19 protein-coding genes are annotated in these 19,746 nt (G+C 61.9%); 3 read left to right on the plus strand and 16 right to left on the minus strand.

The window, feature by feature from the left end:
- The first annotated feature begins 41 nt into the window (after window positions 1–41).
- Together ppgK and M1D89_RS14755 are read left to right on the plus strand one after the other, a co-directional pair.
- Window positions 42–845 carry a polyphosphate--glucose phosphotransferase gene (gene ppgK / locus M1D89_RS14750; RefSeq protein ID WP_498650960.1) on the plus strand — a complete coding sequence of 268 codons (804 nt, stop codon included), beginning with the start codon at window positions 42–44 and terminating at the stop codon, window positions 843–845.
- Window positions 846–852: 7 nt separating this feature from the next.
- Window positions 853–1,632: an SDR family oxidoreductase gene (locus M1D89_RS14755; protein WP_498644572.1), complete on the plus strand. Its 780-nt coding sequence runs from the start codon at window positions 853–855 to the stop codon at window positions 1,630–1,632.
- A 75-nt stretch (window positions 1,633–1,707) separates the two neighbouring features.
- Here the strand turns inward: M1D89_RS14755 and nrdR are convergent, their stop codons facing one another.
- The 3 genes from nrdR to M1D89_RS14770 all read right to left on the minus strand — a co-directional run bounded on the left by nrdR (window position 1,708) and on the right by M1D89_RS14770 (window position 4,284).
- A complete protein-coding gene (nrdR, locus tag M1D89_RS14760) occupies window positions 1,708–2,208 on the minus strand; it encodes a transcriptional regulator NrdR (protein ID WP_498644574.1) in 501 nt (166 codons plus the stop codon).
- Window positions 2,209–2,381: 173 nt separating this feature from the next.
- Window positions 2,382–3,746, minus strand: coding sequence for a histidinol dehydrogenase (hisD, locus tag M1D89_RS14765; protein ID WP_498644576.1), 1,365 nt, complete (start codon window positions 3,744–3,746; stop codon window positions 2,382–2,384).
- 4 nt (window positions 3,747–3,750) lie between these two features.
- Window positions 3,751–4,284 carry a hypothetical protein gene (locus M1D89_RS14770; RefSeq protein ID WP_498644578.1) on the minus strand — a complete coding sequence of 178 codons (534 nt, stop codon included), beginning with the start codon at window positions 4,282–4,284 and terminating at the stop codon, window positions 3,751–3,753.
- A gap of 113 nt (window positions 4,285–4,397) precedes the next feature.
- Between M1D89_RS14770 and M1D89_RS14775 the strand changes: the two genes are divergently transcribed.
- On the plus strand, window positions 4,398–4,898 hold the full coding sequence (locus M1D89_RS14775) for a flavin reductase family protein (protein ID WP_498644581.1): 501 nt from the start codon (window positions 4,398–4,400) through the stop codon (window positions 4,896–4,898).
- A gap of 19 nt (window positions 4,899–4,917) precedes the next feature.
- On the opposite strand, the gene dnaE is transcribed toward M1D89_RS14775, so the two are convergent.
- From dnaE to ftsW, 13 genes are all read right to left on the minus strand, one after another.
- A complete protein-coding gene (gene dnaE / locus M1D89_RS14780) occupies window positions 4,918–8,475 on the minus strand; it encodes a DNA polymerase III subunit alpha (protein ID WP_420180754.1) in 3,558 nt (1,185 codons plus the stop codon).
- Window positions 8,476–8,532: 57 nt separating this feature from the next.
- The gene (locus M1D89_RS14785) at window positions 8,533–9,459 is read right to left on the minus strand and encodes an RluA family pseudouridine synthase (protein ID WP_498644584.1); all 927 of its coding nucleotides are present in this window, start codon (window positions 9,457–9,459) and stop codon (window positions 8,533–8,535) included.
- Window positions 9,452–10,060, minus strand: coding sequence for a signal peptidase II (gene lspA / locus M1D89_RS14790; protein ID WP_498644586.1), 609 nt, complete (start codon window positions 10,058–10,060; stop codon window positions 9,452–9,454). Before lspA ends, M1D89_RS14785 begins: the two co-directional genes overlap by 8 nt.
- Before the next feature lie 115 nt (window positions 10,061–10,175).
- Window positions 10,176–10,874: a DivIVA domain-containing protein gene (locus M1D89_RS14795; protein WP_498644588.1), complete on the minus strand. Its 699-nt coding sequence runs from the start codon at window positions 10,872–10,874 to the stop codon at window positions 10,176–10,178.
- Window positions 10,875–11,030: 156 nt separating this feature from the next.
- Window positions 11,031–11,318, minus strand: a complete 288-nt coding sequence (locus M1D89_RS14800) for a YggT family protein (RefSeq protein WP_017200850.1) — start codon at window positions 11,316–11,318, stop codon at window positions 11,031–11,033.
- Window positions 11,319–11,424: 106 nt separating this feature from the next.
- Window positions 11,425–11,961, minus strand: a complete 537-nt coding sequence (locus M1D89_RS14805) for a cell division protein SepF (RefSeq protein ID WP_498644591.1) — start codon at window positions 11,959–11,961, stop codon at window positions 11,425–11,427.
- Window positions 11,962–12,046: 85 nt separating this feature from the next.
- The gene (locus M1D89_RS14810) at window positions 12,047–12,805 is read right to left on the minus strand and encodes a YggS family pyridoxal phosphate-dependent enzyme (protein ID WP_498644593.1); all 759 of its coding nucleotides are present in this window, start codon (window positions 12,803–12,805) and stop codon (window positions 12,047–12,049) included.
- Window positions 12,798–13,553 (minus strand): purine nucleoside phosphorylase YfiH/LACC1 family protein, encoded by a 756-nt coding sequence (locus M1D89_RS14815; RefSeq protein ID WP_498644595.1) that lies wholly within the window; start codon window positions 13,551–13,553, stop codon window positions 12,798–12,800. The genes M1D89_RS14810 and M1D89_RS14815 overlap by 8 nt, the downstream gene beginning before the upstream one ends.
- Before the next feature lie 25 nt (window positions 13,554–13,578).
- Window positions 13,579–14,799: a cell division protein FtsZ gene (gene ftsZ, locus M1D89_RS14820; RefSeq protein ID WP_011774419.1), complete on the minus strand. Its 1,221-nt coding sequence runs from the start codon at window positions 14,797–14,799 to the stop codon at window positions 13,579–13,581.
- 216 nt (window positions 14,800–15,015) lie between these two features.
- Entirely contained in the window at window positions 15,016–15,960 is a 945-nt protein-coding gene (locus M1D89_RS14825) for a cell division protein FtsQ/DivIB (protein WP_498644598.1), read from the minus strand.
- A complete protein-coding gene (gene murC / locus M1D89_RS14830; RefSeq protein ID WP_498644600.1) occupies window positions 15,953–17,323 on the minus strand; it encodes a UDP-N-acetylmuramate--L-alanine ligase in 1,371 nt (456 codons plus the stop codon). Before murC ends, M1D89_RS14825 begins: the two co-directional genes overlap by 8 nt.
- Complete coding sequence (gene murG / locus M1D89_RS14835) at window positions 17,320–18,438, minus strand: undecaprenyldiphospho-muramoylpentapeptide beta-N-acetylglucosaminyltransferase (RefSeq protein ID WP_498644602.1); 1,119 nt, start codon at window positions 18,436–18,438, stop codon at window positions 17,320–17,322. Before murG ends, murC begins: the two co-directional genes overlap by 4 nt.
- A gap of 6 nt (window positions 18,439–18,444) precedes the next feature.
- A complete protein-coding gene (gene ftsW, locus M1D89_RS14840; RefSeq protein ID WP_498644604.1) occupies window positions 18,445–19,746 on the minus strand; it encodes a putative lipid II flippase FtsW in 1,302 nt (433 codons plus the stop codon).

The raw sequence follows: 19,746 nt of genomic DNA on the forward strand, positions 1-19,746 counted from the left end.
CTGCGCCATGCCCATCCCCTCCTGCCATGATCGGAAATGCATTGTCCAAGAAGGATGAGAAGACCCACAAGAACGCCCCTTTGATCGGTATCGACATCGGTGGCACCGGCATCAAGGGCGGCATCGTCGACCTGAAGAAGGGCAAGTTGATTGGCGACCGCTTCCGCGTTCCCACTCCGCAGCCGGCCACGCCAGAGGCTGTAGCTGAGGTTGTCGCCCAAATCGTTGAGGAACTTTCCAACCGTCCCGACGCGCCGGCAGCGGACTCCCCCGTGGGTGTGACATTCCCCGGCATCATCCAGCACGGTGTGGTCAACTCAGCGGCCAATGTGGACAAGACCTGGCTGGGCACCAACATCGATGCCACCTTCACCAAACGCCTCGGCCGTCCCGTAGAGGTCATCAATGATGCCGACGCCGCCGGCCTCGCCGAAGCCCGCTACGGCGCAGGCGAAGGCGTGGACGGCACCGTCCTGGTGATCACCTTGGGTACCGGCATCGGATCGGCGTTCATCTTCAACGGACAGCTGGTCCCCAACGCCGAGCTCGGCCATCTTGAGGTGGACGGGCACGACGCCGAGACCAAGGCATCCGCGGTGGCCCGCGAACGCGACGGCCTGAGCTGGGACGAGTATGGGGTCCTGCTGAACCGCTACCTCCAGCACGTGGAGTTCCTTTTCTCCCCCGAGCTGTTCATTGTGGGTGGCGGCATTTCCAAACGCTCCGACGAGTACTTCCCGCACCTTGAGCTGCGGACCAAAATCGTCACGGCAAAGTTGAAGAACGACGCCGGCATTGTGGGCGCGGCACTCGAGGTTGCCTTGCACCACAAGCTCGCGAAGTAGCCGCGGCATGACACAGGCCGGAACCGCCGACCAGCGCGGTGAACGCGGAGTCGCGATCGTCACCGGTGCCAGTCGAGGGATCGGAGCCGCCGTGGCACTGGCCGCGGCTGCTGCCGGGTATCACGTGATGGTCAATTACTCGGCAGACGCTGAAGGAGCACGGATCGTGGTCAAAGACATCCTCGCCCAAGGCGGCAAGGCACGCGCCGTACAGGCCGATGTCAGCCAACCGGCCGACGTCGGACGTCTGTTCGACGAAGCCGCTGCTTGGGGTCCTTTGACCGCCGTCATCAACAACGCCGCGATCACGGGAAACCTGATCGGTACGCTCGTGGAAGTACCAGCGGAAACGGTCCAACGGGTTATTGATGTCAACGTGGCCGGAATGGTTTTCATGTGCCAGGAAGCAGTTCGGAGACTCGCGACCGACAACGGCGGCAGCGGCGGCTCCATCGTCAACATCTCCTCCACAGCCACCAAGGCAGGCTCTCCCGGAACCTGGGTCCACTACGCGGCCACCAAGGGGGCAGTGGATGTGTTGACGGTGGGTCTTGCCGCAGAAGTCGCCAAACAGGGCATCCGGGTCAACGCCGTAGCCCCGGGTAGCACCAATACCGGCCTCCACGCAGCGGCCGGAATGCCGGACCGGGTGGAGAAGCTGAACCCAACCATTCCCATGGGCCGCGGAGCGGAGCCGGAGGAAGTGGCTGCAGCGGTGATGTGGCTGATGTCGGACGAGGCCAGCTACATTACCGGAGCAGTACTCCCCGTCTCCGGAGGGCGCTGATTACCGTAAGAATTGATCCGGTAAGGATTGATGCCGGTGGCGGCTGCGGCTTCCCCTCCGCTGCCGCCACCGGAGCTATAGTTGGCTCTTTTCCGAACCCTTGATTTTCTTGGCGCCCGCCTTGGCCGCTTCTGCCTCATGGCGTAGCAGCGAGATGGCTGACTCGAAGTCCTCCAAGGACTCAAAAGCCTGATACACGCTGGCAAAACGAAGATACGCCACTTCATCAAGCTTCCTGAGCGGGCCCAGAATGGCCAGGCCCACCTCATGCGCATCGATCTCCGCTGCGCCCGAGGAACGAATATTCTCCTCGACTTCCTGGGCGAGCATTGCAAGATCGTCCTCCGTGACCGGACGTCCCTGGCATGCCTTGCGTACTCCGCTGATGACCTTGATGCGGCTGAATGGTTCGCCGACGCCGGACCTCTTGATCACGGACAAGCTGGTGGTTTCCACTGTGGTGAAGCGACGCCCACATTCCGGGCACTGGCGGCGACGGCGGATGGAGGAGCCGTCGTCAGCCATTCGGCTGTCAACGACGCGGGAGTCGGGATTCCGGCAGAACGGACAATACACGCTGGGCCTCCCCTGACGGCTCCGGCACGGAATCGCATGCGGCAGGACGCCGGATACGCAAAGGTGCCGGAAGATTCACTTCCGGCACCAGTTTACGGGCCCTCACACTGTAATGACAAGCGTGTAATTACTACATGTAGTGGTGGCCACCCTTATATGTAGTGGTTGAGGCCTTAGGCGAAGCGAATTCGGACAGCGTCTCCGTGACCCGGAAGGTCCTCTGCGCCCGACAGGCTCACGATGTGTTCGCTGACTTGCTCCAAAGCAGAGCGGTCATAGTTGATGACCTGGACCGCGCGGAGGAACGTGGTGACGTTGAGACCGGAGGAGAAAGCGGCCGTGCCGCTGGTGGGCAGGACGTGGTTGGAACCAGCGCAGTAGTCTCCCAGACTTACCGGGCTGAAGTCGCCCACGAAAATGGCTCCCGCGTTACGAATCCGCGATGCAACCGTGGCAGCGTCCGCCGTCATGATTTCCAGGTGTTCAGCGGCATAGGCGTTACAGACGGCGATCCCCTGCTCAAGATCATCCACCAGCACCACACCGGACTGCGGTCCGGACAGTGCCTCAAGGACGCGGGCACGGTGCTTTGTGGCGGCGGCCTGCTGCGCCAGTTCAAGCACGACGGCGTCAGCCAGTTCCGCGGAGTCAGTCACCAGGACGGAGGCTGCTTTGGGATCGTGCTCCGCCTGGCTTATGAGGTCGGCGGCCACCAAGGGGGCCTGCGCAGTGGAGTCGGCAAGGATGGCGATCTCCGTAGTTCCGGCCTCGGAGTCAATGCCCACCACACCCTTGACCAGGCGCTTGGCTGTGGCCACAAAAATATTGCCCGGGCCCGTGACCACGTCAACAGGCTCAATGGACAGCTCATTACCGGTTCCCGGGATGCCGTAGGCAAAGGAAACAATGGCCTGTGCGCCACCGATGGCGTACACCTCGTCAATGCCCAGGAGCTTCGCCGCGGCCAGGATGGTGGGGTGCGGAAGACCGCCAAAGTCTTTCTGCGGCGGGGAAGCCAGCGCGATGGACTCTACGCCGGCCGCAACGGCGGGAACGACGTTCATGATGACAGATGACGCCAAGGGAGCGAGTCCACCGGGAACGTAAAGCCCAACGCGCCCCACAGGAATCCAATTTTGGCTGACAACGGCTCCGTCGCCAAGTTGTACATTAACGTTGCCGGGGCGCTGCTGGTCCGCAAACTGCCGGGCCCGGTTGATGGACTCCTCCAAGGCTGCACGGACCTTTGGGGCTAGTTCGGTCAATGCCTGGGTGAGCGCCTCAGCCGGGACCCTTGGGTGGGACTGTTCCACGCCGTCGAACTTCCTGGCCAGTTCGCCCAAGGCGGCAAAGCCACGGCTACGGACGTCGGAAATGATGTCCAGGACCTTCTGTTCGGCGTCCGCCATCGTCTGATGCTGCGCCCTTGGCACAGCTGCGCGCAGCTCCGCCAAGGAAAGGCGGCGGCCCCGGAAATCGATGCTCCGGAAATTGAGGGCGTCAGTGGAGAGGGCGGAGGTATCCGAGGAAGTGGTCACCCGGCTATTTTACGGGCTTCTTCGACAGAACCCCGAACAGTGCCAGGACGAACGTGATAAATGCGATGGCAGCGGGCCACAGGACCAGCACAGCGTAGGAGCGCAGCGTGAAGCCAAACCCGGGGCCAAGAGCCGGGTCCGGGGCAGGCCCCAGCAACTGGGCGGCAAGCAGCCCAGCCAACCACGCGAAGACCGCGCCCAAAGCACCCCCAAGGAGAGCGAAGGCCAAACGCCGCGTGGCACCATCACCGTTGAGCTTTCCGTCCAACATGACGCCCGTGAGGCACCCTGCCAAGAGCATCAGGGCTGCGAGGACCAAGTCCCGGGGAAGCCAGGAATCAGGATTGGCCGCATCTGCCAGATCCGGGTTGCCCGAGACCAGGTTCAGCCCGCCCGGAGCAAGGAGCCACCAGATGACTCCAGCCACCACACCCAAAGCCGCCGGAACGACCAGCCAAAGGACGTCCTTGGAGCGGCGCCGTTTGGAGGCAGGTAACTGTTCTGCGACGGCGGGGTCGTGCACGGTGGAATCGGTCATGCAACTCACATTAACAAAGGTTCACACCGACCCGACAAAAATGTGGGGCTCGCAGTCCGGGAGGAATACTCTGAAGGAGAGATCCAAGGCCCCGATTCAGGAGAAAAACCGACGTGCCCAGCGAACCATCCGGCTTCGAGCAGACATTCAGGGAGATGTTCCGTCGGCACGCCGCTGGAGTCGCCATCATCACTGCGAACCTCAACGGAAGCCCCTTCGGCTTCACCGCCACGTCTGTGGCCTCGCTTTCCGCAGAGCCGCCACGCTTCACCTTCAACATGGCCAGGAGCTCCAGTTCCTGGCCTGCAGTGGCCAATGCGGAGTACATCGGAGTCCATATGCTGGGGCTGGAAAACCAAGCCCTCGCCAATCGCTTCGCACGGACACGGGATCGATTCGAAGGCGACCATTGGGAGCCAGGCCCCCATGACGTGCCTATTCTCAAGGATGTCAGTGGTTGGCTCGTGGGTAGGATCCAGATGCGCCTGTCTTTCGAGAACAACGCCGTGGTGGTGGTCGAGGTCATAGATGGCCAAGTGGGCGAGGACGGCACTCCCCTGCTGTACCACAGCGGCGGTTACAGCAAGCCCGCGCCGCTCGACTACGAAATCTGACCGAGCGGCGGCGAGCCTGCTAGTTATCCAGGCAGGCAGGCCCCAGCAGGACCTTCAAGTCACCAAAAAGCGAAGGACTGGGGTTGACCCTCATATGGACGGGCAAGCCCATGACCTCCACCTTGGTGTCGCCCATCAACTTGAGCCGGACTTCCGAATTTCCGCGGTGGGTTCGCAGCACGTCACGCAGGTCGGTCACTACTGCCTCGGTGGCCTTGAACGTAGGAATGGTGATCACCACGGGACCGTTCACGCTTTCGCTGAGGTCCGGGACGGAAAGCTCCATGCAGTTCAAAGTGACCGCTCCGTCATCGCGGCGCTGCAGGCGGCCCTTGACCACAACGATCAAGTCCTCAGCCAGGACTGACGCGATGGGACCGTATACCTGGCCGAAGAACATGACCTCCATGGAAGCGCCGAGGTCTTCGATTTCTGCTCGGGCATAGGCGTTTCCGCTGGCCTTGGCAATCCTGCGGCTCAGCGAGGTGATCATGCCCGCAATGGTGACTATCGCGCCGTCGTGCGGTCCGTCCTCGGCGATGATCGACGTAATGGACTGTTCCGCGTGCTGGCTGAGGACGCCCTCCAGCCCCTGCAAGGGATGGTCTGAAACGTAAAGGCCCAACATGTCCCGTTCGAAGGACAGCTTGTCCTTCTTCTCCCACTCGGGCAGATCCGGGATTTCGGTGGTCAGCGACGCCTCGGGCTCTTGGTCTTCAAAGCCCGCGAAGAGATCGAACTGGCCAATGGCCTCGTTGCGCTTGAGCGTGATCACAGAGTCGATGGCTTCTTCGTGGATCATCGCCAAAGCACGCCGATGGTGACCGAGTGAATCGAACGCTCCGGCTTTGATCAGCGATTCGATGGTGCGCTTGTTGCACACTACGGCGGGCACCTTGAGGAGGAAATCCTTGAAGGACGTGTACTTGCCCTCGGAAGTGCGGGCGGCCACCATTGCATCCACCACATTGACGCCGACATTGCGGATGGCGCCCATGCCGAAGCGGATGTCCGTTCCCACCGGGGTGAAGTTCAGCGAGGATTCATTGACGTCCGGCGGGAGGACCGTAATGCCCATTCGACGGCACTCGTTGAGGTAGATGGCGGACTTGTCCTTGTCATCACCCACGGACGTCAGCAGGGCGGCCATGTACTCCGGCGCGTAGTGCGCCTTCAAGTAGGCCGTCCAGTAGGAGATGACCCCATAGGCTGCCGAGTGGGCCTTGTTGAAGGCGTAGTCGGAGAACGGGAGCAGAATGTCCCAGAGCGTCTTCACAGCGGCCATGGAGTAGCCGTTGTCCTGCATGCCTTGGGAGAAGCCGGCGAATTGCTTGTCCAGCTCGGATTTCTTCTTCTTACCCATGGCGCGGCGGAGGATATCGGCTTGGCCGAGCGAGTAGCCGGCCAGCTTCTGGGCCACGGCCATGACCTGCTCTTGATACACGATCAGGCCAAAGGTGCCGCCCAGGATCTCCTTGAGCGGTTCTTCCAGCTCCGGGTGGATGGGAATTACTTCCTGTATCCCGTTTTTGCGCAGGGCGTAGTCGGTGTGGGCGTTGGCGCCCATGGGTCCAGGCCGGTACAGGGCAAGAACAGCGGAGATGTCTTCGAAGTTGTCAGGCTTCATGAGCTTGAGCAGGGACCGCATGGGCCCGCCGTCGAGCTGGAACACGCCCAAGGTGTCACCGCGCGCCAGGAGCTCGTAGGACGCAGCGTCGTCGAGTTCCAGGTTTTCCAGATCCAGGTCGACGCCGCGGTTCATCTTGATGTTTTCCAAGGCATCCGAAATGATCGTCAGGTTTCGGAGACCCAGGAAGTCCATCTTGATCAGGCCGAGGCCTTCGGACGTCGGGTAATCGAACTGGGTGATGACCTGGCCGTCCTGGAAACGGCGCATGATGGGAATGACATCGATGATGGGGTCCGAGGACATGATGACACCGGCGGCGTGAACACCCCACTGGCGTTTCAGTCCCTCGATGCCCAGGGCAGTCTCGAAGACCTTGGCGGCCTCCGGATCCGTGGCGATCAGCTGGCGGAAATCCCCAGCTTCGCTGTAGCGCTTGGATTCCGGGTTCTGGATGTCCGCCAAAGGAATGTCCTTGGCCATGACGGCAGGAGGAAGTGCCTTGGTTAGCGTCTCACCCATACTGAACGGGTAGCCCAGCACGCGCGAGGAGTCCTTGAGCGCCTGCTTGGTCTTGATGGTGCCGTACGTGACGATCATGGCCACACGCTCGTCACCGTACTTCTTGGTGACGTAGTCAATCACCTCGGAGCGGCGGCGATCATCGAAGTCGACGTCGAAGTCGGGCATGGAAACGCGGTCCGGGTTGAGGAAGCGTTCAAAGATCAGGCCGTGCTGCAGGGGGTCGAGGTCGGTGATGCGCATGGCGTACGCGACCATGGAGCCTGCACCGGATCCACGGCCGGGACCCACGCGGATCCCGTTGTTCTTGGCCCAGTTGATGAAGTCGGCAACCACCAGGAAGTACCCGGGGAATCCCATGGACGTAATGACGCCAAGTTCGTAGTCCGCCTGTTTCCGGACCTTGTCAGGAATGCCTTGGGGGTAGCGGTACTTCAGGCCGGTATCCACTTCCTTGACCAGCCAGGAGGTCTCGTCTTCCCCGGGAGGGCAAGGGAAGCGCGGCATGTAGTTGGCGCCGGTGTTGAAAGAAACTTCGCAGCGCTCGGCGATGAGCAGCGTGTTGTCGCAGGCTTCAGGGTGATCCCGGAACAGCTCCCGCATCTCCTGCGGCGACTTCAGGTAGTAGCCACTGCCGGAGAACGCGAAGCGCGAACCGCCGTTGTCATACGTCGGCTCCAGGAGCGTGGAACCGGATTGGATCGCCAACAAGGCCTCGTGGGCCTTGGCATCATGTTCATGCGTGTAATGGAGGTCATTGGTGGCCACCAGCGGGAGGTTGAGCTCCTTGGCAAGGCGCAAGAGGTCGCCCGTGACGCGCCGTTCAATGTCCAGCCCGTGATCCATCAGTTCACAGAAGTAGTTCTCCGCTCCGAAAATATCGCGGAACTCAGCTGCGGCTTCCACAGCCTCACGGTAAAGACCGAGCCGCAACTTGGTTTGGACTTCCCCGGAAGGGCAACCCGTGGTGGCGATCAAGCCTTCGGAATAGGTGTTGAGCAGTTCACGGTCCAGCCGAGGCCATTTGCCAAAGACAGAATCGAGTGACGCGATGGATGAAGCCCTGAACAGGTTCCTCATGCCCACGTTGTTGTAACTCAAAAGCGTCATGTGGGTATACGAGCCACCACCTGAGACATCGTCCTTGCGCTGGCTTTCATCGCCCCAGCGCACGCGCTCCTTGTCCCCGCGGGCGGTACCAGGGGTTACATAGGCTTCGACGCCGATGATCGGCTTGATGCCCTTGTCCGTGGCCTTGCGCCAGAAGTCGAAAGCACCGAACAAATATCCGTGGTCCGTTGTGGCCAGGGCGGGCATCCCCAGACGTTCGGTTTCATCGAACAACTCACCGAGACGGGCAGCTCCATCCAGCATGGAGTACTCGGTGTGGGTGTGCAGATGGACGAACGAATCATTGCTGGAAGTCACCACGACAGTCTACCGTCCCGGGTCAGACAGAAGCCGGCCCCGGGCGGTGAGTTCCGTCTATGCGGAGCCTGTCGCGAGCAAGTCCAGGGCGTACTGGAGGTCCGCCGGGTAGTCGCTGCTGACTTCAACCCAATCGCCCGTGCGGGGGTGGGTGAAGCCCAACTGGCGGGCGTGCAACCATTGCCGGGTGAGGCCGAGGTTCGCAGCGAGCCGAGGGTCTGCCCCATAGGTGAGATCTCCGGCACACGGATGCCGAAGGGCCGAGAAGTGGACGCGGATCTGGTGTGTACGGCCCGTTTCCAGGTGGACTTCCACCAGTGTCGCCTTGCCAAAAGCTTCCAGGACCTCGTAGTGGGTCACTGACGGCCGGCCGTCCTCGATGACGGCGAATCGCCAGTCATGGCCGGGGTGACGCCCGATCGGCGCGTCAATAGTGCCCTGCAGCGGATCAGGCAGTCCCTGAACGACTGCGTGATAAACCTTCTCCACCGTGCGTTCCTTGAACGCCCTCTTCAGCACCGTGTAAGCGTGCTCGGTCTTGGCCACGACCATCACGCCGGAAGTACCGACGTCGAGCCTGTGAACGATTCCCGCCCGCTCCGGCGCCCCTGAGGTTGAAATCCGGTATCCGGCGCCCGCGAGACCCCCCACTACAGTGGGGCCCACCCAGCCGGGCGAGGGATGGGCAGCGACCCCTACAGGCTTGTCGATGACAACGAATTCCTCGTCGTCCAGCAGGATCTTCAGGCCTTCCACAACTTCCTCCACGACTTCCAAGGGATCCGGACGCTCGGGAACCGTGATGTCAATCAACGCGCCGGCAACGAGCTTTGCCGATTTACCCAGTGCCACTCCGCCGCTTGTGACGTTTCCCTCGGAAATCAGCAGCGCCGCCGCGGACCGGGAAATGTCCAGAAGCTGCGCCAGGCCTGCGTCAACGCGAACGCCGGCAAGCTCTTCGGGGACCACCACAGAATCACTCACCAGCAGACTCCCCGGTGGAGCCGCCCGCAGGCTTCGCATCTTTGGCGGGCTTGGGGGCTGCCACATGCCGCGTTCCATCCATGCCGACGCCTCGCAGCGTCAGGAGGCAAATAATAACGACGCCGGACACCACCGCAGAGTCGGCGATGTTGAAGATGGCGAAGTTCGGCAATTGGATGAAGTCCACCACGTGCCCCATGGCGAAGGATGGCTCACGGAACAAACGGTCGGTTAAGTTGCCGAGAGCCCCTCCCAGCAACAGTCCCAGGGAAAGCGCCCACCATGCAGAACCCAACTTTCGCACTTGGAAGAGGATCGCCACGGAAACAGCTGCCATGACGATCGTGAAGATCCACGTCACGTTCTCGCCGATGGAAAACGCCGCCCCGGAATTACGGATGTAGTACCAGTGCAGCAGCGGGGGAAGCACAGGAATGCGCTCACCCTCCGTCATGGTGCTGGTCACCCAGAGCTTGGTGAGCTGGTCAAATACATAGGCGAACACGGCGAAGCCGGCAAAGAGCCAAAGCATGGCAGGACGCCACTTACGGCGCCCGGCAGGCGCCGGTTGTGCGGCATCAGCGGTGAAGTCGTCGGTCATAGTGCTTTCATTCGGGAAGCGTGGCGGGCTGCTGTCAGCTTTTGGCTGCTGTCAGTCATTAACAGCGAAAGCCGGCGGCCGAGGAGTCCTCAGCCACCGGCTTTCAGAATACTTGCTAAACGTCGGCGGTTGCTTCGCCGACCTCAGGGGCAGCGACGGAACCACGGGCGTCGAGGTCGCGGAGCTGACCCTCAATGTAAGCCTTCAGGCGTGAACGGTAGTCGCGCTCGAAGCCGCGGAGCTGCTCAACCTTGCGCTCAAGAACAGAGCGCTGCTGCTCGAGGGCACCAAGAATCTTGCGGGACTTCTCCTGGGCGTCGTTGACGAGGCTGGAAGCCTCTATCTGAGCCTCGGCGATGATCTTTTCCTTCTGCTGCGCACCGTCTGAAACGTGCTTGTCGTGCATCTGCTGCGCCATGGCAAGCAGGCCTGCAGCAGACTCAGCGGAAGAGGTGACGCCGTTGCTGGCAGCGGGTGCCTTCGGAGCTGCGGCAGCGGCTGCAGCCTGCTCGGCTTCCTTCTTCTTGGCGGCTTCGGCAGCCTTGGCTTCGGCTTCCGCCTTCGCCTCGGCTTCCTTGTCGACCTTGACCGGAGCCGGAACCTTCTCGACGACCGGGGCAGCAGCAGCTGCAGCGGGGACAGCGGATCCGGCCTCGCCGAGCTTCTTGCGAAGTTCGTCGTTCTCCTGGTTCAAGCGGCGAAGTTCCACCACGATCTCGTCGAGGAAGTCATCGACCTCATCCTGGTCGTAGCCTTCGCGGAACTTGGTCGGCTGAAAGCGCTTGTTGACAACGTCTTCTGGCGTCAAAGCCATCTGGTCACCTCGTTGGTCTAGTTAGTCAGTAGGCCTTCCGGCCGTTCAAAACTACGGTACCTAAATATCATCTTGTTCCTCCAATTCAACACCATCGTGTTGATTTGGAGAATTTGCGGCCTATGGACCATCGGTGGCCCGGGTTCCGCGGAGCAGCTACGCCAGGCTGCTGGTCACTGCCATGGCAATGCTGACGGCAATAATCAGGATCAGGAAGCCCAAATCCAGCGATATTCCGCCCAGTTGAAGGGGTGGTATGAGTCTCCGGAGCCTGCCAAGGGGAGGATCCGTCACGGAGTACACCACATGGGCTGTAACCAACGCCACACCCCTTGGCCGCCACTGGCGGGCGAACATCTGGACCCATTCGAAGATGAGTCGGATGATCAGGGCAATGAAGAACAGCAACAACACAATATAGATAAGGCCGAAAACAATGCCCACGAGTTAGCTCAGATCTCCCACTTGTTCCGGAATGCGGATCGGTCCCTACTATTGCAACACAGATGCCAGGCAGGTTGACCCGCCTGGCATCCGCAAAAGACTGTTGTCAGCTCTGGTTGAAGAAGCTGGCCTGCGTTTCGCTGGCCTTCTTGTCATCTCCGATGACCTCAACGTACGACGGCGACAACAGGAAGACTTTGTTGGTCACCCTCTCGATGCTGCCGTGCAGGCCGAAAACGAGGCCCGCAGAGAAGTCCACGAGTCGCTTGGCGTCGGCTTCACCCATATCGGTGACATTCATGATCACAGGAATGCCATCCCGGAAACTCTCACCGATGACCTTGGCATCGTTGTATGAACGCGGGTGAACGGTGGTGATCTGCCTCAAGCCCGAGGCATCTTCGCGGCTGGACGCCGCACGCTTGATGGGTGTCACGGGTGCGCGGTATTCCTCTTCGGCATCAACAATGGGCATTTCACGGACAACTTCCCGGACGGGAGCAGGCGCACGGCGCTCTTCCCGTTCCTGTGCCTGGGGGCGTTCTTCATCGTGGTGCGTGGCGACGGACTGCTCAGATTCGTAGTGTTCATCGCCGTCGGCGAGCCCAAGATAGATCATTGTCTTGCGCAGAGCGCCAGCCATGGTGCACTCCTATCATTTCTGCAGTAGGCGGGCCGCCATGACTTGACATATTGGAACCCCGGCCCGTCATTCCAATACTTTGACGCTACCCCACGGCCGGACGGGAACCGAGAATATCGGAGCCAATTCTCAGGTGTGTCGCCCCGAACTTCACCGCTGCTTCCAGGTCCTGGCTCATCCCCGCAGAAATACCTGTTGCAGCGGGGTGAACGGCGCGGAGTGCCTGGGAAATCACGGCGAGCTTCTCAAACGCGGCGTTCGGATCGGCCCCCAGCGGCGCCACGGCCATTAACCCTGCCAACCGCAGCCCTTCAGCTGATTCTATTTTTCCTGCGAGGACCTCGACGTCGGAGGGGTTGGCACCGCCCCGGTGCGCACCGGCGTCGTCGTCCAAGCTGACCTGGATGAAGCAATCAAGGTCGCTTCGCCCTGTGGCATCCTTTTCGCGGGCGATGGCCTTGGCCAAAGCGTCAACAACCGCCGCGCGGTCTATGGACTGGACCGACGAGGCATACTTGGCCACGGACTTCGCCTTGTTACTCTGAAGCTGGCCAATGAAATGCCACTTGACGTCAACGTTTGCGAGCTCAGCACTCTTGGCGGCGGCTTCTTGGTCGCGGTTTTCGCCGACATCCGTAACGCCGAGGGAGACCAAGCGACGGACGTCCGCCGCCGGATGGAACTTGGTGACCACAATCAGCCGCGGTGAATCAGTTCGTCCAGCAGCGTGGACGGCCGAATCCATCCTTTGCCGGACCAGGCCGAGCCGATCAGAAAGCTCAGCGGTGCGGGCGTCACCGCCCGAATCCTGCCGCTGTTCATTGTCATACCCAAGGCTAGTCATGCGTCCACACCAAACCTGCGAATCGACCGGTTCGGGAGTCCCGCCGGTAAGAGAATAAGGAGTCGTTTTCGAGGGTGCATGCTCCGGAATACTCCACCGTGACATGGAGTGCAGCCAATTGGGCCCGGACACCTGCCGGCAGGTCCAGTGCCGGCGTTCCCCACAAGGTGGAAGACCACGTTTCGGGAACTTTTGCTGCGACGTCGGCCCGCAGCTGTTCCGGGACCTCATAACAGGATCCGCAGATGGACGGACCGAGCCACGCACTGATATCCATGGCTCCCCGGCGACGCATTTCGTCGACGGCGGCAGGCACAACGGCCGAAGCGACACCGGGACGCCCGGCGTGGGCAGTAGCTATGACAGGGTTGTCGCCGGCGTCCGTCCCAACGAGCACAACGGGGACGCAATCAGCCACCATGACAGCCAGAGGCTGTGGTGGACGCGGGAATGTTGCGGGCGTTTGCGAGCTGGACGATCCTCCGGCGGCGGAAACCATCGCATCGGCAGTGGGTCCGGGACCGTGAGCTGCAATGAACTCAACGTGGTTCCCGTGGACCTGATCCATATATTGGAATTGCCCTGCACCCGGACCACTGGCGCTCAGGCCAATGGCCTGTTCCAACCGGGCGCGACGGGCCATCACGTCCGAGGGGTGGTCCCCCACATGGAGAGCCAGGTTCCCGGCGCCTGCATCCGTGAAGGCTACAGAAACGCCGGGCCGTACTTCATTCCGCCACCAAAACACCTGGTACTGACTCTCCGAACGTGGCTTACTTCAGGAAGTCGGGAACGTCGAGGTCGTCGGAGCGGCTGCCCGAGAGGTCGGGTTCAACCACTGCGGGAAGGTCGACATCGAAGCCGGAGTCCGCGGGGAGGGCGGAAGGACGCTGCTGGCCCCAGTTGCTCAACCCTGCTGCGCCGATACCAGCCGTAGCGTGCTGTGGTGCAGCAGCGCTGGAAGGCGCGCTGCTCGGAGCAGCCGGACGATCCGAGGGCACAGGGTTCTGTGCCGGCCGTGACTGGTCCATGGAGGGCGAAGTCGCCTTGACGTCATCGAAGCCTGCAGCAATGACAGTCACGCGTGCTTCGTCACCCAGGGCGTCGTCAATGACGGCACCAAAGATGATGTTTGCCTCGGGGTGGGCCACTTCCTGCACAAGGCGGGCAGCCTCATTGATCTCGAACAGCCCGAGATCGGAGCCGCCCTGGATGGAAAGAAGGACACCGTGGGCACCGTCGATGGAAGCCTCCAGGAGCGGGGAGGCGATGGCCAATTCGGCAGCCTTGACGGCCCGGTCTTCACCACGGGCGGAACCGATGCCCATGAGGGCCGATCCTGCGCCCTGCATCACTGACTTGACGTCAGCGAAGTCGAGGTTGATCAGGCCCGGGGTGGTAATGAGGTCCGTGATGCCTTGAACACCGGAGAGGAGCACCTGGTCCGCGGAGCGGAAGGCGTCCAGGACGGACACGTTGCGATCGCTGATGGACAGGAGGCGATCGTTGGGGATGACGATCAAAGTGTCGACTTCGTCGCGGAGGGCGTCAATGCCGGCCTCAGCAGAGCCGGCGCGGCGTCGGCCTTCGAAGGTGAACGGACGGGTCACGACGCCAATGGTCAGCGCACCGAGGGAGCGGGCGATGCGCGCGACCACGGGAGCGCCACCGGTTCCGGTGCCGCCACCCTCGCCTGCAGTAACGAAGACCATGTCAGCACCACGGAGAACTTCTTCGATCTCGTCGGCGTGGTCTTCTGCTGCCTGCTTGCCGACCTCAGGGTTTGCCCCGGCGCCGAGGCCGCGGGTGAGTTCACGTCCGACGTCGAGCTTGACGTCGGCGTCGCTCATGAGCAGCGCCTGCGCATCGGTGTTGATGGCGATGAACTCGACGCCCCGAAGGCCGACCTCGATCATGCGGTTGACTGCGTTCACGCCACCGCCGCCGATGCCGACGACCTTGATGACGGCCAAGTAATTCTGCGGTGCTGCCACGTTTCGTGCCCCTTGCTTGTGTCCTATAGCGAAACTGATCGAGTCCAACTTGAATCCTTGGACCTTAACCCTCTAGTTGAAGGTTATAGTTATGTCAAGTAACTCTACTGCGACGGTATTTCCTCTGGTTCCCACATGCAATCTCCGCTTGCGCGTGTCGTGTGATTGTCGCGAAATAAGGCCACCGCCGGCCGCAGGTTACGTTCTCAATGCTGCCTATTTTGTAAATGGATGCCGGGGAACACTGACGTCGTAGACACTGACCGGAACTTTCGGGTCCGCCGGCATCCTCAGGAGCGCTTCAAGCGCCTTCGACTTTAGTTCCCTGTCCTCGGCATTGCCCCACACTACCGTTTTTCCGTCCACCAGTTTCAGCTCTACGGCATCCGCCGATGCTGCAGAGGCGGTGGACATCCTGGCCAGGATATCCGCGGGCAAAGTGTCCAGCACAGCAGCAATCGCTTTGAACAACTCCGTGTTGGTTGTGCCTACCCCGGCGTCGATCAGCGGCAGCGCTACGGTGGACAAGTCCTTCGTTGCACCGAGCTGCACACCGTCCACGTCCACCATGACGTAGGAGTCGCCCTGTTTCAGGAGTGCCACCGGGACTCGTTCGTCAACGTGCACCAGCAACTCCGACGGTGGCCGCGCTTCCATGGTGGCCGACCGGACTTGAACCAACGGTTTCAGGAGCTCGTTGATCTCCTGCTCGCTGAGCTGTGGGAGCGGCTTCCCTTCGAGGCCGGACAGTGCTTTCTGCACCGCGTCCGGCGTCAGCAACGTCGTGCCATCCACCGTGATTGTCCGGACTGCAAGCACGGGCGAAAATATCGCCCCTGCAATCAAGGCACCGACCACAACGGCCACAATCGAAAGCGTCCAGAGCACGATTCGCCGTTGGCGGCGCTTCTTCGGCTCAGGAAAGGCAATGACGTTGTCCGCTGGCAAAGTCTTGCCGTCTTTGCCGGGCCCGCCCGCGGTCTTTGAGGCGCCGCCTGTGGACTTGGCAGGGGTCGCCGGCTTCTCCGGGGTATTTTTCTCAGGTTCAACGGAACGCTGTGCACTGATGACCTCCGCGGAGTCATCACCTCGGGGACGGCCAGCACTGCTTCGGCGTGGGTCGGTAGCCGGTTTGAACGTGGGCTTGCGGGTGCTAGCCACCCAACGCCTCCACAATGGCGGGCCCGTAGGCAGTGACGTCTCCGGCGCCCACCGTCAGGACCACATCGCCGTCGCTTGCGACGGCTGCCACGGCGTCAACGGCTTCATCGGCGGAAACCAGCCGTCCGTTCACCAGATGCTCAGTGATCAGCGTGCTTGTCACACCAGGAATAGGGTCCTCACGGGCTGGATAGATGTCCAGGACCAGGGCGGTATCCGCCAGGTCCAGCGCGGCCGCGAACTCCTGTGAGAACTCACGGGTGCGCGAAAACAGATGCGGCTGGAAGAGGACGTGCACCTTGTTGCCGGCGGCGACGGAACGGGCCGCCGATAGAGCTGCACGGACCTCCGTGGGATGGTGGGCATAGTCGTCATAGACCCGCACTCCCCTGCCTTGTCCCTTTAGTTCAAAGCGCCGGGACGCGCCCGTGAAGTGGCCCAGTGCCGCCGCTGCAGCCCCGGGTTCCACGCCGAGTTCGACGGCGACGGCGAACGCAGCTGCCGCGTTCAGGGCATTGTGCCGCCCCGGTACCTGAAGTTCGAGTTTGTTGACGGAACCGTTATAGGCAACCGACACGTCGCCCGGGCCGCCGTCGTGAAGTCGGATGTCCGCGTTGTCGGAGGTGCCGTACGTCAGCACCCGCGTGGTCCCCCGGGACGCTGTACGCTCCGCCAAGGCCCGGGCACCGGCGTCGTCGGCACATGCCAGCAGGACGCCATCAGCGGGAAGGAGGGCAGCAAAGGCATCGAAGGAGGCAAAGACGGCTTCCGGCGTACCATAGTGATCCAAGTGATCGGCCTCGACGTTGGTGACCACAGCAATCAAGGGCCGGTAGTTGAGGAACGAACCGTCCGATTCATCGGCCTCTGCCACGAAAATATCGGATGCCCCATGTGCCGCATTAACGCCAAGTGCCGGAACATTCGCGCCGATGGCGAAGGAGGGATCCAAGCCGGCTTCCTTGAGCAGGACGGCAACCATGGAAGTCGTTGTGGATTTGCCGTGGGTTCCCGCCACGGTTACCACCCGGTGCCCGGCCATGGTGGCGGCAAGCGCCTCTGAACGGTGCAGCACGGGCAGCCCGGCATCACGCGCCGCCAAAAGCTCCGGATTGTCCGCACGGATGGCCGAGCCGGCCACAACCGTCTGGGCATCGCCCACGTTTCCGGCGTCATAGCCCACGGCGATGCGCGCTCCTGCCGAAGAGAGGTCTCGCATGACCGGCAAATCCTTGGCATCCGTGCCGCTGACCGGGACCCCCCGAGACACCATGATGCGTGCGACGGCGGACATCCCCACTCCTCCGATGCCGATGAAGTGAACGCGTCCGAGGGACTCCAGGCGGGCGATGTTGGTGCTCATGCGGATACCGCTTCCAAGACAAGATCAGCCATGCGCTGATCGGCGTTTCTGATACCGAGGGCCTCGGATTTACGGGCCATGTCGTTGAGCCTGCTGCTATCTGTGAGAAGCGGAATCACTTCGCTTCGAAGCCACTCCGGGCTGAGGTCCTTATCCTGCACCAGCATCGCGCCACCGGCGGCAACCAAGGGAGCAGCATTCAGTGCCTGCTCTCCATTGCCGATGGGCAGGGGCACAAATACTGCAGGAACTCCCACCGCCGCCACTTCGCTGACTGTTCCAGCGCCGGCACGGGCGAGAAGGACATCGGCAGCAGCATAAACGTTTTCCATGCCGTCCACGTACTCAACCTGCCGATAGCCGTCGGCGGCGAGAAGTCCGCCGTCGTCATTCTTGACGGCTTTGCCGATGCCTGTGATGTGGAGGGTCTGCACACCGGCAGCCGCCAGCGCGGGAAGGGCGGCCGTGATGGCACGGTTGATGCTCAACGCCCCTGACGAGCCGCCTGTGACAATCAGCGCAGGCCGGTGGGCATCCAAGCCAAGCGCAGCCTTTGCGGCAGGAGCAGCAACAGTCCTGTGAAGTTGCGAGATGGCCCGGCGCATGGGCATGCCTACGTGGCGTGCACCCCTCAAACGGGTACCGGCAAATGCCGCGGCAACATGGTTGCTGAACCGGGCGCCGACCCGGTTGGCCAGGCCGGCCTTCATGTTGGCCTCATGGATGACGATGGGAATTCTGAGTTGCCTGGCAGCAAGGTACATGGGTGTGCAGACGTAGCCGCCCACACCCACCAGAACGTCCGCGCGGGATTCCTCCAGGATGCGCCGGGCCTGCCGAACCGCCCCGCTCAAACGGGCGGGCAGCTTCACGAGGTCCGCTGAGGGCCTGCGCGGAAACGGGACCCGGTCGATGGTGGCAAGTTCGTACCCGGCGGCCGGGACGAGGCGGGTTTCCATGCCCGACGGCGTGCCAACAGCAAGGATGGCGGCCTCCGGACGCTTGTCCCTGATGGCATCGGCAATGGCCAGCAACGGGCTGACATGACCGGCAGTTCCGCCGCCGGCCAGGACGACGGATAAGGGCTTGGATGCGTTGGCGGAATCAAAAGTCATGAAGTGCTAGGTACGCTTTCGTGCGGTCTTGGACATGAGTCGCGGCAGGAATCCTGAACGCTGCTGCGCTGGCAGTTGGCCGCGGGCCAAAGACAACACTACGCCCACGCCACAGAGGGACATGATCAGCGCGGAGCCGCCGTAGGAGATGAACGGAAGCGGCACACCCACCACGGGTAGGAGTTGGGTCACCACGGCCATGTTCATGCTTGCCTGGCCGAGCAGCCACACCATGATTCCACCCGCAAGGGTGCGCTGGAATGGATCGGTCTGCCTGACCACCACACGGAAGATGGCAATACCCAGAATCGCGAAGAGGACCAGGACCACGATGGTCCCCACGAGGCCAAGTTCCTCGCCGATTATCGCGAAAATGAAGTCGTTGTGGGCTTCCGGCAACCAGTTGTATTTCTGCCGGCTTTGTCCAAGGCCCAAACCGGTCCAGCTTCCCTGCGCAAGGCCGTACATGCCGTTGGTGGATTGGAAATCGAAGTCGAACTGCTCGGTGCACTGCTGGGAGGCAGTTTCCAACCACGACGTGATGCGGCAGATCCTGTTGGAGCTGCTGATGGTGCCCAGGACCGCACCGACTGCACCAACCGCGCCGGCGATGGCCAGCATGCGGCCCGGTACGCCCGCGAAGTACAGCCCGGCAGCGGTGATCGCCGCGATGACGATGACAGTTCCGAGGTCGTTGCCCAACATCACCAACGCAATCACAAGGCCTGCGCCCGGAACCACGGGAATGATGACGTGCATCCAACGGTGAAGGAGCTTCTGCTTCCGTGCCAGGACAGCTGCGATCCAGACGCAGAGGATCAGCTTGGCCATCTCGGAGGGCTGCAGGGTGACGCCGCCGATGTCTATCCAGTTCTTGTTGCCGTTGACGGTGTTGCCCATGACCTGCACCAAGGCAAGGAGGACAATCACGGCCCCGAGCGCCCACCAGGACAGTTTTTTCATCCAGTTCACGTTGGTGCGTGAGATGACGTACATCGCAATAAGTCCAACGACGCCGAAGACCGCCTGTTTGAGGGCATCAGCATAGGGCGACTTACCCTCGGAGATGGCTTCAACGCTGGAGGCGGACAACACCATCATGATGCCTATGGCCGTCAAAGCGAGAGCACAGCCGAGAATCAGGTAGTACGTGGAGCTGTTGGGAGCTTTGCCCTTGCCTTCAAGGCTCTCCCAGAAGCCGCGCAGGTGTCCGCGGAGCCTCTTGGGCCGGCTGTCGTCAACAGACGCGGCCTTGGACATCCCGTCCCGGGGTTCTTTGCCGCGGGTGCGGGTGGGCGTGCTGACCAT

This window comes from Arthrobacter sp. D3-18, assembly GCF_054408525.1.

Bases quoted from the DNA above. Each gene is read 5' to 3' on its own strand.
- M1D89_RS14755 (WP_498644572.1), top strand. From the start codon at position 853: ATGACACAGGCCGGAACCGCCGACCAGCGCGGTGAACGCGGAGTCGCG.
- M1D89_RS14770 (WP_498644578.1), bottom strand. From the start codon at position 4,284: ATGACCGATTCCACCGTGCACGACCCCGCCGTCGCAGAACAGTTACCT.
- lspA (WP_498644586.1), bottom strand. From the start codon at position 10,060: ATGACCGACGACTTCACCGCTGATGCCGCACAACCGGCGCCTGCCGGG.
- M1D89_RS14795 (WP_498644588.1), bottom strand. From the start codon at position 10,874: ATGGCTTTGACGCCAGAAGACGTTGTCAACAAGCGCTTTCAGCCGACC.
- M1D89_RS14805 (WP_498644591.1), bottom strand. From the start codon at position 11,961: ATGGCTGGCGCTCTGCGCAAGACAATGATCTATCTTGGGCTCGCCGAC.
- M1D89_RS14810 (WP_498644593.1), bottom strand. From the start codon at position 12,805: ATGACTAGCCTTGGGTATGACAATGAACAGCGGCAGGATTCGGGCGGT.
- murC (WP_498644600.1), bottom strand. From the start codon at position 17,323: ATGAGCACCAACATCGCCCGCCTGGAGTCCCTCGGACGCGTTCACTTC.
- murG (WP_498644602.1), bottom strand. From the start codon at position 18,438: ATGACTTTTGATTCCGCCAACGCATCCAAGCCCTTATCCGTCGTCCTG.
- ftsW (WP_498644604.1), bottom strand. From the start codon at position 19,746: ATGGTCAGCACGCCCACCCGCACCCGCGGCAAAGAACCCCGGGACGGG.